Source organism: Xanthomonas sp. PPL134 (assembly GCF_040595915.1).
Lineage (GTDB): Bacteria > Pseudomonadota > Gammaproteobacteria > Xanthomonadales > Xanthomonadaceae > Xanthomonas_A > Xanthomonas_A indica.
In genome coordinates this window covers 1,019,343-1,032,075 of the sequence record NZ_JAMDLL010000001.1, presented here as the reverse complement: position 1 = coordinate 1,032,075, position 12,733 = coordinate 1,019,343, and the positions used below count along the sequence as shown (strand labels likewise).

General features: G+C 70.1%; 14 protein-coding genes and 2 tRNA genes. 9 read left to right on the top strand and 7 right to left on the bottom strand.

Features of this window, described 5'->3' with window-relative positions; all coding sequences use genetic code 11:
- A complete protein-coding gene (locus M3U25_RS04440; RefSeq protein WP_355499906.1) occupies positions 1-1,068 on the bottom strand; it encodes a GNAT family N-acetyltransferase in 1,068 nt (355 codons plus the stop codon).
- A gap of 112 nt (positions 1,069-1,180) precedes the next feature.
- Here M3U25_RS04440 and M3U25_RS04435 point away from each other — a divergent pair, with 112 nt between their 5' ends.
- Positions 1,181-1,453, top strand: coding sequence for an acyl carrier protein (locus tag M3U25_RS04435; RefSeq protein WP_160947413.1), 273 nt, complete (start codon positions 1,181-1,183; stop codon positions 1,451-1,453).
- 6 nt (positions 1,454-1,459) lie between these two features.
- Positions 1,460-2,695 (top strand): beta-ketoacyl-[acyl-carrier-protein] synthase family protein, encoded by a 1,236-nt coding sequence (locus M3U25_RS04430; protein WP_355499742.1) that lies wholly within the window; start codon positions 1,460-1,462, stop codon positions 2,693-2,695.
- 65 nt (positions 2,696-2,760) lie between these two features.
- Here the strand turns inward: M3U25_RS04430 and M3U25_RS04425 are convergent, their stop codons facing one another.
- A complete protein-coding gene (locus M3U25_RS04425) occupies positions 2,761-4,233 on the bottom strand; it encodes an aminotransferase class III-fold pyridoxal phosphate-dependent enzyme (RefSeq protein ID WP_242159891.1) in 1,473 nt (490 codons plus the stop codon).
- A gap of 5 nt (positions 4,234-4,238) precedes the next feature.
- Positions 4,239-5,144 carry an MtnX-like HAD-IB family phosphatase gene (locus M3U25_RS04420; RefSeq protein WP_355499746.1) on the bottom strand — a complete coding sequence of 302 codons (906 nt, stop codon included), beginning with the start codon at positions 5,142-5,144 and terminating at the stop codon, positions 4,239-4,241.
- On the opposite strand from M3U25_RS04420, the gene M3U25_RS04415 reads away from it, so the two are divergent.
- Together M3U25_RS04415 and M3U25_RS04410 are read left to right on the top strand one after the other, a co-directional pair.
- Positions 5,117-5,203, top strand: a tRNA-Leu gene (locus M3U25_RS04415). The two genes, M3U25_RS04420 and M3U25_RS04415, sit on opposite strands and share 28 nt — an antisense overlap.
- 301 nt (positions 5,204-5,504) lie before the next feature.
- Positions 5,505-5,735, top strand: a complete 231-nt coding sequence (locus tag M3U25_RS04410; RefSeq protein ID WP_242159889.1) for a hypothetical protein — start codon at positions 5,505-5,507, stop codon at positions 5,733-5,735.
- Positions 5,736-5,922: 187 nt separating this feature from the next.
- Here M3U25_RS04410 and hemN read toward each other — a convergent pair whose 3' ends face one another.
- Together hemN and M3U25_RS04400 are read right to left on the bottom strand one after the other, a co-directional pair.
- Positions 5,923-7,329: an oxygen-independent coproporphyrinogen III oxidase gene (hemN, locus tag M3U25_RS04405; protein WP_355499749.1), complete on the bottom strand. Its 1,407-nt coding sequence runs from the start codon at positions 7,327-7,329 to the stop codon at positions 5,923-5,925.
- A gap of 44 nt (positions 7,330-7,373) precedes the next feature.
- Positions 7,374-7,814, bottom strand: coding sequence for a group III truncated hemoglobin (locus M3U25_RS04400; protein ID WP_184502447.1), 441 nt, complete (start codon positions 7,812-7,814; stop codon positions 7,374-7,376).
- A 227-nt stretch (positions 7,815-8,041) separates the two neighbouring features.
- Here M3U25_RS04400 and M3U25_RS04395 point away from each other — a divergent pair, with 227 nt between their 5' ends.
- From M3U25_RS04395 to M3U25_RS04385, 3 genes are all read left to right on the top strand, one after another.
- Positions 8,042-8,350, top strand: a complete 309-nt coding sequence (locus tag M3U25_RS04395) for a hypothetical protein (protein WP_242159886.1) — start codon at positions 8,042-8,044, stop codon at positions 8,348-8,350.
- Between the two features lie 11 nt (positions 8,351-8,361).
- The gene (locus tag M3U25_RS04390) at positions 8,362-9,483 is read left to right on the top strand and encodes a 4Fe-4S dicluster domain-containing protein (protein WP_355499754.1); all 1,122 of its coding nucleotides are present in this window, start codon (positions 8,362-8,364) and stop codon (positions 9,481-9,483) included.
- A gap of 137 nt (positions 9,484-9,620) precedes the next feature.
- Positions 9,621-9,696, top strand: a tRNA-Gly gene (locus tag M3U25_RS04385).
- 145 nt (positions 9,697-9,841) lie between these two features.
- On the opposite strand, the gene M3U25_RS04380 is transcribed toward M3U25_RS04385, so the two are convergent.
- Together M3U25_RS04380 and M3U25_RS04375 are read right to left on the bottom strand one after the other, a co-directional pair.
- Complete coding sequence (locus tag M3U25_RS04380) at positions 9,842-10,366, bottom strand: DUF4087 domain-containing protein (RefSeq protein WP_355499757.1); 525 nt, start codon at positions 10,364-10,366, stop codon at positions 9,842-9,844.
- A complete protein-coding gene (locus M3U25_RS04375; RefSeq protein ID WP_242159883.1) occupies positions 10,363-10,815 on the bottom strand; it encodes a hypothetical protein in 453 nt (150 codons plus the stop codon). Before M3U25_RS04375 ends, M3U25_RS04380 begins: the two co-directional genes overlap by 4 nt.
- A gap of 253 nt (positions 10,816-11,068) precedes the next feature.
- On the opposite strand from M3U25_RS04375, the gene M3U25_RS04370 reads away from it, so the two are divergent.
- Both M3U25_RS04370 and M3U25_RS04365 read left to right on the top strand, forming a co-directional pair.
- Complete coding sequence (locus M3U25_RS04370; RefSeq protein ID WP_242159882.1) at positions 11,069-11,641, top strand: sigma-70 family RNA polymerase sigma factor; 573 nt, start codon at positions 11,069-11,071, stop codon at positions 11,639-11,641.
- Positions 11,622-12,683 (top strand): FecR domain-containing protein, encoded by a 1,062-nt coding sequence (locus tag M3U25_RS04365; RefSeq protein ID WP_355499763.1) that lies wholly within the window; start codon positions 11,622-11,624, stop codon positions 12,681-12,683. Before M3U25_RS04370 ends, M3U25_RS04365 begins: the two co-directional genes overlap by 20 nt.
- Positions 12,684-12,733: the final 50 nt, after the last annotated feature.

Below are 12,733 nucleotides of genomic sequence, written 5' to 3'. Positions count from 1 at the left end.
TCAGTCCTCCTCGGCGGCATCGGCCGCCGGCCCGACGTCGTCGGATTCGAACAGCGGCCGCAATCGGCGCAGCACGGCGCGCAGCAGCGGATTGCGCAGGTATACCGCATGCCAGGTGTAGGTGAAGCTGGCGCCGAGCTGGGCCTTCACTTCCGGATCGGTCCAGCCGGCGACATAGGCGGTCAGGCCGTGGCGGCAGGCGTAGTCGAGGTTCTCGATCCAGCTCAGCGCGTACAGGTTGTGCTCGCGCGCGTCCGGGTAATGCAGGCCGATGTACTTGTCCAGCAGCCGGCCTTCGTGCACGTAGCACAGGTTCCAGCCGATGATGCGGCCCTGGTGCCGGTACACGAACACCTGCCCGCCCGACGCGGCGTCGGTCAGCAGCGCGTCGAAGAACGGCGCGGTGAGCAGGTCGAAATGGATCTCGCTCTGCGCATACACCTCCTGGTACAGCGCATAGCAGTGCGCGCGCAGCGCCGCATCGGCGAAGGCCGGGCCGGTCGGCAGCACCTCGATCTCCAGATCGGCGCGCGAGCGCAGCTTGCGGCGGATGTTGCGCCGGCGCCCGCGCGAAAGTCGCGCCAGGTACTCGTCGGTGGAGGCGAAGTCGATCGGCACCCAGGCCAGCGCCTGCCCGCGCAGCAGCACATAGCCGTTGCGCTCGCAGGCATCCAGGAACGCCTGCGCCCAGGCGTTGTCGGCGTCGTCGAGCAGCGGCGAGCGCTGCGGCACGTCCTTGACGATCAGCAGCGCGCGTTTCCGCCCCAGTTGCGCGCGCCATTGCCGCGGCAACTGCGCCGGGTCGGCCGCACGCGGCAGCCAGGCGTATTCGCTGACGGTGCTGCCGACGAAGCTGGTGCGCGGCCGCAGCAGGCGCTGCCACAGGCGCTGCAGCGGCAGCCGCGCCACCTTCGCGCGCAGCGCCGGTTCGGCGGTGGTGAGCAGGTCGAAATCGGCCTCGAAGGCCGGCACCCCGTGCTCCAGGGGCTGGATCAGGAAACCGGCCGGCGGGTGCTGCAGGAACTGCCGCTGCAAGGCCGGCGGCTCGAGTTGGTTGACGAAAGGCATCTGCAAGATTGATCGTCTAGCGTGGAGAATGGATGCTGCGGCCCAGGCCGCAGCGTGCGATCCACCGGCGGCGGGCGCCGCACGGTGGCCCTTCATTTCGCGGAGCACTGCCATGACCCCGTCCATCGAGTCGCAAATCCACAGCATCGTCGCCAAGCATGGCGAGATCGACCCGGCGCGCCTGACCCCCGATGCCAAGCTGCAGGACCTGGGCGTGGATTCGCTCGAGGCCATCGAAATCCTGTTCGACATCGAGGAACACTTCGACATCACCTTCCCGCAGCGCGACCCGAACCTGGACGACGGTTCGCTCGGCAAGCTGGTGCAGGCGGTCGAGGACGCGCTGGCGGCCAAGGCGGCCAGCGCGGCGCAACCGGCGCACTGACGCGCCATGGGCGCCTCTCCGCACGCGCGGCGCGTCGTCATCACCGGCATGGGCGCGGTCAGCGCGCTCGGCCTCGGCGCCGCGGCGCTGTGGAGCGCGATGCGCGAGGGCCGCAGCGGCATCGCCGCCCTGCCCTCGCCCGATCCGCTCAGCACCCTGAAGATGCGCCTGGCCGCGACCCTGCCCGGGTTCGCGCCCGACGCCACGCAGACCGGCGGCATCGCCCCCGGCCAGCTCGATCGCATGACCCAGATGGCGTTGGTCGCCGCCCGCGAGGCGATCGCCCAATCCGGCCTGGCCGTGGATGCCGCGCTCGGCGCGCGCTGCGCGGTGGTGGTCGGCACCGGCGTCGGCGCCGAACTCAGCCGCGACGAGCAATCGCGCCGGCTGTACCGCGACCAGGCCGAACGCCTGCATCCACTGACCATCGTGCGCAGCATGGCCAACGCCCCGGCCAGCCAGATCAGTATCGCCTTCGGCCTGCGCGGCCCGGCCTTCGCCGTGTCCAGCGCCTGCGCCTCGGCCAACCACGCGTTCGCCCAGGCCGTGCTGATGCTCCGTCACGGCCTGGCCGACGTGGCCATCGCCGGCGGCAGCGAAGCCTGCCTGAGCCTGCCGCTGATCCGCGCCTGGGAAGCGATGCGCGTGGTCAGCGACGACACCTGCCGGCCGTTCTGCGCGCAGCGCAGCGGCCTGGTGCTGGGTGAAGGCGCCGGGATGTTCGTGCTGGAAAGCGCCGAACACGCCGCTGCCCGCGGCGCGCGGCCGCTGGCGGAACTGGCGGGATTCGGCATGAGTTCCGATGCCGGCGACATCGTCGCGCCCAGCATCGACGGCGCCGCCACGGCGATGCGCCTGGCCTTGCAGGACGCCGGCCTGGCCCCGGAGCAGATCGACTACATCAACGCCCACGGCACCGGCACGCAGGCCAACGACCGCTGCGAGACGCAAGCGCTGCGCCAGGTATTCGGCGCGCACGCGGAGGCGCTGGCGGTGAGTTCGACCAAGGCGGTGCACGGCCATGCGCTCGGTGCGGCCGGCGCGCTGGAACTGGTGGCGGCGCTCGGCGCGCTGCGCGAGCAGGAGGTCCCGCCCACGGCCAACTTCCTCGATGCCGATCCGGAATGCGATCTGGACTACGTGCCCAACCAGGCGCGCGCCCGCCATGTGCAGGCGGTGCTGAGCAATTCCTTTGCCTTCGGCGGACTCAATGCGGTGATCGCGCTGCGCGCGGCGGGCTGAAGCGCCCGCCGCCGCGGCGAACGGCGGGAGGCAACGCGAACCGCGCGCGTCGTCTCCCGCCCGGCTCATGCGACCTGCTTGGCGCGGGTCAGCAACTGGTCCAGCAAGGACAGGCCCAGGTCGATCTCGTCGTGGCTGATGTGCAGCGACGGCGCCAGCGTGATGACGTTCTTGTAGTAGCCGCCCACGTCCAGGATCAGGCCGATGCGCTTGCCGTTGTGGCGCAGTTCGCCTTCCAGGCCCATGTCGACCATGGTGTCGAGCAGCTTGCGGTTCGGCGTGAAGCCGTCCGCCTGGCAGATTTCCGCACGCAGGGCCAGGCCCAGGCCGTCGACGTCGCCGATTTCCGGGTGCCGCTTCTGCAGGTCGCGCAGGCCGTCCAGGAAATGCGCGCCCTTGGCCATGACCATGGACTCGTAGTCGGTCTCGGCCAGCATGCGCATGGTCTCCAGGCCGACCGCGGTGCCCAGCGGGTTGGAGGCGAAGGTGGAGTGGGTCGAACCCGGCGGGAACACGGTCGGGTTGATCAGCTCCTCGCGCGCCCAGATGCCGGCCAGCGGATTGAGGCCGTTGGTCAGCGCCTTGCCGAACACCAGCACGTCCGGGGTCACGCCGAAATGCTCGATCGCCCACAGCTTGCCGGTGCGGAAGAAGCCCATCTGGATCTCGTCGACCACCAGCAGGATGCCGTACTTGTCCAGCACCCGCTTCAGGCCGGTGAAGAAGTTCGGCGGCGGGATCACGTAGCCGCCGGTGCCCTGGATCGGCTCGACGTAGAACGCCGCGTACTCGCACTGCCCGGCCTTGGGATCCCACACGCCGTTGTACTCGGTCTCGAACAGGCGCTCGAACTTGGCCACGCACTGCTCGCCGTACTCTTCCTTGGACATGCCCTTGGGGCCGCGGAAGTGATACGGAAATTCGATGAACTGGGCGCGGTCGAAATGGCCGAAGCGGCGGCGGTAGCGGTACGACGAAGTGATCGCCGAGGCGCCGAGGGTCCGGCCGTGGTAGCCGCCTTCGAAGGCGAACACCAGGCTCTTGCCGGCGCTGGCGTTGCGCACCAGCTTCAGCGAGTCTTCCACCGACTGCGCGCCGCCGACGTTGAAGTGCACGCGGCCCTTGCGGCCCCACTTGCGCTCGGCGTCGACCGCGATGGTCTTGGCCAGCTCGATCTTGGTCGGGTGCAGGTACTGGCTGGCGACCTGCGGCAGGGTCTCGATCTGGCGGGTCAGCGCCTGGTTCAGGCGCGGATTGGCGTAGCCGAAGTTGACCGCCGAGTACCACATCTGCAGGTCCAGGTACGGCACTTCTTCGGTGTCGTACAGGTAGCTGCCGTCGCAACGGCCGAAGATGCGCGGCGGCTCGCTGTAGTGCACGGTGTCGCCGTAGGAGCAGTACTGGGACTCGTCGGCCAGCATCTGCGCATCGCTCAGCGCGCGCTGGTGGTCGGCACCGGTGCGCAGCAGCGCCTCCGGATCGGGCGCGGCATCGCCATGCAGCGGTGCGAGCGAGGAAAGCGAAACATTCCGGTTCATCGGGATCAGGCTCGTTGGGTGACGGGAAGCGGGAAGGACACGGCGGCCGTGGCCGGCACGGCCAGGTCGGGCAACAGGGCGATGGCGTCGTCGAAACCGGTGATCGCGCAGTGGGCGATCCCGTTGGCGCGGCAATGGCGCAGCAGCCCGTCCTTGGCGAACACCAGGTCGGCCTTGCCGGCCAGGCAGAAATCGGAGCGGCCGTCGCCGATCAGCAAGGTGGCGCGCTCGGGCGGCTGCTGCGCCATGACCGCGCACTTGCAGGTGCCGCTGGGGCAGTCCGGCCGCGCATGCGGCGAGGCCATGCGCCATTCACCGGCGTCGGTGCGCAGCAGGCGGTTGGCGATGATCGGCAGATGGTGCAGGCCGTGGCGGGCGAGGATCCGGGCGATACCGTAGTCCAGGCCGTCGCTGACGATGCTCAGCGGGATGCCCAGGCGCTCGGCCTGCGCGACGAAGCGCACGAAGGCCGGGTCGATCCGCACCGCATCCAGCACCCGGTGCAGCGCATCGACGTCGCCGTCGAGCAACGCGACCTGCTTGCTCATGCATTCGCGGGCGCCGATCCGACCGGCGACCCAGTCGTCCTCCAGCGCCTGCCAACCGGGGCGCCCGAGGTGCTCGAGCAGGCTGTCGGTCACGTCCTGCAGGGACACGGTACCGTCAAAATCGCAAAGGATGTTCCATTGGGCGCGCAAGGTGGCTCTCCGGCTGATGGGGGCAGAGCCTAGGCACGCTGTCTTTCGCACTCCTTTCGGCGAGGTGAAAGAAAGCGGAGCGTTCACATTGGGCGTGGTACGGGGCTGCGCGTTGCGCCTGGGTTTGCTTGGGACGCTGGCACGGTTCCCAATTCGGACGCGATCGGGCAACCTACTCGCACCAGGCCCGGATGGCGAAACTGGTAGACGCATCGGACTTAAAATCCGCCGGGGGCGACCCCATGCCGGTTCGATTCCGGCTCCGGGCACCATTCACTGGCAGGCCAAACACGCCAACGGCAGCGCATCTGTGCCGTCCAGGGCGCCATTCCTCCCGACAATGCCGGATTCGCCTCGCGGAGCGATGTCCCACATTCCGGCTGTGCAACAAGAACTGCCAAGCGCAGGGTTGCACTCTCTCATTAAGCCAACGATGCCGCCGGAAAGGCGCATCCGATTATGGAATGACCCGCAAACTGTCGAAACGCAAGGCACAGGCATCGCATTGCTCTGGCCGGCACCGTGCTAAAAACCTCGCGACACCAGCCACGCCGGCTGCTTAGGGAGAAGCGAGTGAACGAGACCTACCAGAGAGAGAAGCATGCGCATGCGTTCGCCCAATCCATCAGGGACACGTGGAGTGGCCCGCTTTCCCGCGACGAAAAGAAACAGTTGGGCGAGATGATCCGGGACGAAGTAGATGGCGCACCGGATCGCGACAGCCTGGAGTACATCATCATCGCGGCGCTCAGAGAGAAGGATATCGATCCCGACGACCTGGGCATCCGCTGGTCTTTGGATTGAGATTGAAACCCGTTGCACGACGCTCTCGAGGATACCGCCCAGCTTGAACGCCCGAAACAAAGTGGGTAGGCAACTCATCGCGGACTGACGTCGGATCCCCTCGCAACGCCACCCCACCGAAAAATCCCCGGCGCCGCCGCCACGGCGGCACCGGGGTTGCCAACGGCAAGCGAAACGCGCGGCGCGTTCAGATCGCGCGCGAATAGCGCGCCGGCTGGTCCGGCTGGCGCAGGTAGCGGTCGAAGCACATGGCGATCAGGCGCAGCAGCGGGCGGCCGCGGGCGGTGGCCTGGACCACGCCGTCGCGGTCGTCGGCCAGGCCGTCCGCGCAGAGTGGCGCCAGCGCGCGTAGTTCCTCGCGGAAATAACTGGCGAAGTCGATGCCGTGGCGCTGCGCCAGCGCCGCCACATCCACCCGCCCCTGGCACATCAGCTGCTGGATCAGTTCGGCGCGCAGGGCGTCGTCGGCGCTGAGCTGCAGGCCGCGCAGCACCGGGCTGTCGCCGGCGTCCACCGCCGCTTCCCAGGCCGGCAGCTCGCGCTGGTTCTGGCTGTAGCTGGCGCCGATGCGGCTGATCGCGCTGACGCCCAGGCCCAGCAGGTCGGTCTCGGCGTGGGTGGTGTAGCCCATGAAGTTGCGGTGCAGGCTGCCTTGCCGCTGTGCGCGCGCCAGGTCTTCCTGCGGCAGCGCGAAGTGGTCCATGCCGATGTACTGGTAACCGGCCGCCGACAGCCTGCGCACTGCCAGGCCGAGCAATGCCAGCTTCTGTTCGGCGTCCGGCAGGTCGGCGTCGGCGATGCGCCGCTGCGCCTTGAACAGCTGCGGCATGTGCGCGTAGCCGTAGACCGCCAGGCGGTCCGGCCGCGCGGCGATCACCGTCTCCAGGGTTTGCTTGAACCCTTCCAGGGTCTGCCGCGGCAGGCCGTAGATCAGGTCGACGTTGACCGAGCGCATGCCGTGCACGCGGCAGGCGCGCAGGATGTCCAGGGTCTCGTGCACGCCCTGGCGTCGGTTGATCGCCTGCTGCACCAGCGGGTCGAAATCCTGGATGCCGAGGCTGGCGCGGTTGAAGCCCAGTTCGGCCAGTGCGGCGATGTCCTGCGGCATCACCGTGCGCGGGTCCAGTTCGATGGACATCTCGCGGTCCGGCGCTTCGCTGAAGCGGAACAGGCCACGCAGTCCCTGCACCAGCTCGCCCAGCAACGCCGGCGCGAGGAAGTTGGGGGTGCCGCCGCCCAGGTGCAGTTGCACCACCTCGCGCTCGCCCTCGAAACACGCCGCCATCATCGCCGCCTCGCGCAGCAGCCGCTGCACGTAGGCGCGGCCGCGCTCCGGGTCGCGGGTGATCACCCGGTGGCAGCCGCAGTAGAAACAGGGACTGCGGCAAAACGGCACGTGCACGTACAGCGACAGCGGCCGCCGCGGATCGCTGGCCTGGACCGCGGCGAACAATTGCGCCGGGCCGAAGCCGGTCTGGAAATGCGGCGCGGTCGGGTACGAGGTGTAGCGCGGGCCGGGACGGTCGTAGCGGCGCAGCAGGTCGGCGTCGAAGATCCAGGCGGCGGAGGGATCGGGCGCGGAGAGGATGTCCATGGATCCAGCATGCGCGGCACCCAGCGCGGCCGCCTTGACCTGGATCAATCCGCGCACGCGGCCGGCAGCGGCGACACCGGCTCGAACGGACGCCAGCTCATCTGGTGGCGGCGCCAGAAGGTCTCGGCGATGCGCTGGGCGATGTCGTCGGCCAGCAGGCGCATCGGCTGGTTGGTCAGCTCGGCGGTGGTGGCGCGGAACAGGCCCAGCCAGCGCTGGAACAGCAGGGCGCTGAGTTCGCGCATGGCCATGTGCCGGGGCATCGGCGCACCGTGGAAGCGGCGGGTTCCGCGCAGCATCGCCGACCAGAAATCGCACAGCTGTTGCTCGTGCGCGTCCCAGTCCTCGATGTGCGCGGCGAACACCGTCGACAGATCGGCGTCGGCGCGCACGCGGCGGTAGAACGCCTCGACCAGGGCCCGCACCTCGGCCTCGCTGCACAGCTCCGGTCCAGGCAAGGGCATCCCCACGATCTCGTCCTGCATGCTGGCTCCGCGTCGCTCGACGCCCACCAGTCTCCACGCCGCCACCGCGACGGCCTTGATCAGGATCAATGTCGGACCGGCCGGCGCTGCCTAGTCTGCAGCTGCGGCATGCGCCGACGCCGGTGTCGACGGGGGATCGGCGGCCAGGCGGCTGGCAGGCGCGGCGACGTGTGGCGCCGCTGCCTTGGCGCATGCCGCACTCTCCTTTCGCAATGGAATCCACCGTCATGGCGTCTCCCGACGATCCGCTGCTCGACCCGCTCGATCCCGCCACGCCGCGCCCGCTGGTGCAGCGGCTGGGGGTGATCCTGTGGCCGAGCTTCCTGGTCGCCGGGGCCATGAGCGTGCTGTTCTTCGCCCTGGTCGATCCGCTGGCGCTGCGCGACATCACCTTCCCCGGCCGCCAGCTGAGCCGCGAACTGGGCTATACGGTGGGGTTCTTCATGTTCTGGCTGGCGACGCTGGCCTCGAGCCTGCTCACCGGCTTCCTGTTGCGTCCGGCGCCGCACGGCGACGACGCCACGCCGCTGTCCTGAGCGGGCTGCGCATGCCCCGCCCCATTCCGTTGCGCCTGGTCACCCCGCCCGTCAGCGCGGCCTGCCCGGCGCCGCCGCATCGCTACACGCAGCTGCGCCGCAGTGCGCTGTGGCTGCTGTTCGCCGCGTTCTACCTGCTGCCATGGCTGCACTGGCAGGGCCGCCAGGCGCTGCTGCTGGACCTGCCGGCGCGGCGCTTCGACCTGTTCGGCTGGACCCTGTGGCCGCACGACGTCGGCTGGCTGCTGCTGGCCCTGGGCGTCGCTGCCGCGGCCCTGGCGGTGTTCACCACCCTGGCCGGGCGCCTGTGGTGCGGCTTCGCCTGTCCGCAGACGGTGTGGAGCCATGCCTTCGCCTGGATCGAACGCCGCTTCGCCGACTGGCCGCCCGCGGCGCGGCACCTGGTGTGGGCGACCGTGGCGCTGTGGACCGGGGTCAGCTTCGTCGGCTACTTCGTGCCGATCGCCGACCTGGTCGCGCGCCTGCATCCGTTCGCCTGGAGCGGCTGGGAGACGTTCTGGGTGCTGTTCTACGCGCTGGCCACCTGGGGCAATGCCGGCTTCCTGCGCAGCCAGGCCTGCCGCTACCTGTGTCCGTACGCGCGCCTGCAACCGCTGCTGTGCGACCGCGACACGCCGCTGATCGGCTACGACGCGATGCGCGGCGAACCGCGCGGCGCCCGCGAACGCGGCCACGGCAGCATCGCCCAGCGCGGGCGGCGCCTGCTCGACCCGGTCACCGCCCGCGACTATGCCTTGCGCGCCAGCATCGCCCAGCTCGCCGGCCAGGGCGGCAGCCGCGGCGAGGCGCTGGCCGCGTATGCCGGCACCCTGCCCAAGTTCAGCGCCGAGCAACTCGGCGACTGCGTGGCCTGCGACGCCTGCGTGCAGGCCTGCCCGGCCGGCATCGATCCGCGCAACGGCGCGCACTACGCCTGCACCGCATGCGGCGCCTGCGTCGACGCGTGCGACCGCAGCATGGATCGCCACGGGTTCGCCCGCGGCCTGCTGCGCCGGGCCGGCGCCAATGCCATCGACCGCCAGCCGCGGCGCTGGTGGCGGCGGCCGCGCTTGCTGGGCGGCACTGCGACCTTGCTGGTGGCATTGCTGGCGTGGTGGTGGCTGGCGGCGTGAGCCGGGCCGGGGCGACGGTCGCGGTTCCTTGGGCGCGGCGGAACCGCCTGCCGCCCGCCTGGGCCAGCGGCGGACATTTTTTTGCAACGAAGGGCTAGCGCAGCCCCCGGCAGGCGTGTAGAATGCGCGGCTCCCAAGCGGGAATAGCTCAGTTGGTAGAGCGCAACCTTGCCAAGGTTGAGGTCGCGAGTTCGAGTCTCGTTTCCCGCTCCAAATTGCGTCACTTGCCTCCTGCGATGCGAGTGAGCCACTGAAAAAAGGAGCTTCGGCTCCTTTTTTCGTTTCCGCGATCCGCGGACGCGGCAGCAACACTGCCAGGATCAGCGCCGCTCCGGCAATCCGCCGCGGAGCGAACCCCTTACTTCAGCGGATTCTCCGGCTCCTTGCCCCGCAGCGCCTTGTCCTGCCGGCAGGTCTTCAAGGGCTGCACTGTGGCAGACACGATCGTGGTCACTTCCCGGGTGTCGTCTTGCGAGCGTAGCTCCAGACAGGCGCAGCCATAGCCGGCACTGCCGGTCCCGGTCGCCACCCAGCGCGCATGGGGAAACGTCGGCCACGTGCCGTCGGCCTGATGCCCGCCCTGCTGGCCGACCGTCCATTCGCCGTCCCTGTCCACGAGCGTGGCGTTGCCTGGCGAGGGATTGTCGAACCAGCCGCAGCGCGTCACGGCCGCCGCCGGCGGCGCGGCCTGCGCGACAGCGCACACGCTGAGCGCGGCGACCAGAGCCGCGCCACACATGCTTGCGAAATGCGCAACCGGCCGCGATGGCTTCATGACATCAGGATCGCATGACGAGGCCGGCATCATCGCAAAGTGGCGTTCGCCCACGTTGCCGAGAGACGGCCACAGGCGTCGGAGCACCGCGCCGGCGCAGCGCGTCAATGCGCCTGCTCCTGGTAATCGGTCAGGTAGTGCTCCGGGTTGCTCTGCGCCGACAGGTCCGCGTCGTAGCGCACCCAGGCCGGCTTCGGCGTGCCCGGCAGGTACAGCTCGCCGGCAGCGTCGCTGACGATCAGCAGCACGTAGGGGCGCCCGTCCAGTTGCACGGTGTAGCGGGTGTCCTTGTCGGTGGTGCGGGTGCTGGCGAGCAGGATCTTGCCATCGAGGGCGCTGTCCGCATCGATGACCTGGATCAACGCCTGCTGGCGCTCGCGCGGCCCGTAGCGCAGCGTGGACACCTTGACGCCATCGGCCGAGGCGTAGGCCTTGACCTGCTTGGCCACCTCCGGCCGCGCCGGCTCCGCATGCGCGGCAGCCGTGGCGCCGGCGAGCGGCAGCGTGCACAGCAGGAGGGCGAAGGTGTGGTGACGCAAACGGGACAGCAGGTGCATTGGCCGGGTCCTTGGTGGGAAACTAGAGGGGATGAGCGGGCCGATCGCTTCGGCCCGTGCTGGAATAGACGAAGCAGACCGCCGCGTCCCCCATGGCAGCGGCTCAAGGAGAAGCGCGTGACAGGACGCACCCTGCTTTGCCGCTGCGGCGGTTGCCTGGCATTACCGACGCCGCCGCCTGGTGCAGCGACGCGCCGGCCCCGTCGCTTGCGCCGCGCCGGCCGTGCGCGGCGCGCCTGCAGGGAGCGACGCGATGCGCAATGAACTGGACCGCTGGTTCGCCCAGCACATCCTCATTCACGAGTCGGCGCTGGTCGCCTACCTGATGCGGTGCTGGCCGCATCCGCAGGAAATCCACGATCTGCGCCAGGAGGTCTACACCCGCGTCTACGAAGCGGCGCGGCGCGCCTTGCCGGACACGCCGCAGGCCTTCCTGTTCGCCACCGCGCGCAACCTGATGGCCGACCGGGTGCGGCGCAACCGCATCGTCTCCATCGAGGCGGTGGGGAATCCGGACGACTTGAACGTCTTGATAGAAGAACGCTCGCCGGAACGCTGGCTCGGCGGCCGCCAGGTGCTGGCGCGGCTGGCACACGCGCTGGACCGGCTGCCGGACCGCTGCCGCGAGGTGCTCTGGCTGCGCCGGGTGGAGGAACTTTCGCAAAAGGAGGTGGCGGTGCGCCTGGGGATCAGCGAGAAGACCGTCGAAAAACACATGGCCAAGGGCGTGCGCCTGCTCGCCGATCATTTCCATGGCGCGGTGGTGACCGCCGCGCCGATGCCCGTGGTGGTGCAGGAACCGCAAGATGGAAAGCTGGGCGATTGAAGCGCTGGCCGCGCAGTGGCTGACGCGGCGCGAGAGCGGAAACTGGAGCGAGGCGGATCAGGCCGAACTCGACGCATGGCTGGAGGCGTCCACCGCGCACCGGGTGGCGTTCCTGCGCCTGGACGTGGCCTGGAACGAAGCTGCGCGCCTGCGCGCGCTGGGCGCCGGCATTCCCGCCGGGCAACCGGCGCCGCGCGGCTTGAGCACCGGTCTGGCGGTGACGCCGGGGCCGTCGATCCCGCCGCCGCTGCAGGTGCCGACCGTCGCGCGCTCGGCCCGCACGCACCGGCGCGCCGTGCCCCGCCGCCGTGGCTGGCTGCTGGCCGCGCTCGGCACCGTGGCCAGCGTTGCCGTTGCCGCCGGCCTGTACCTGGGGCTGGCGCCCGCGGCACCGACGGCCCAGGCCTACCGCACCGAGATCGGCGAACTGCGCACCGTCACCCTCGCCGATGGCTCGCAGGCGACGCTGAGCAGCGACAGCCTGCTCGAGGCCAGCATCGGGCCGCAGGCGCGCCGGGTGGTGCTGCAGCGAGGCGAGGCGTTCTTCGCGGTGCGCAAGGATCCGGCGCGGCCGTTCGTGGTGCAGAGCGGCGCGCGCCGCGTGGTCGCGGTCGGCACCCGCTTCGACGTGCGCCAGGACCGCGACGCGCTGCGCGTGGTGGTGACCGAGGGCCTGGTGCGCATGGAGGATCCCGGCGCCGCCGACCGCACCCAGGCCATGCTGCTGCCGGCCGGCAGCATCGCCACGGCCGGCCCGCAGGGCGCACGCGTTCACCGTGCCAGCCTCGCCGAGGCGGAGCGGCAACTGGACTGGCGCCAGGGCTACCTGAGTTTCGACGACGTGACGCTGCCGCAGGCGGTGGCCGAGATCAACCGCTTCAACCGGCGGCCGCTGGTGCTGGCCGATCCGGCGCTGCACGCGCTGCGGATCAGCGGCAGCATCCGCTGGAACGATCTGGAGGGCTTCGCGCGACTGCTGGAACGCGAGTATCCGGTGCGGATGGAATCGCATGCGGAAGCGGTGATCCTGCACAGGCGTTAGCCGTCGCGGCCGCGCCGTGCAGCGGCGCGCCGCCCTCCCCGTTCCGTCGC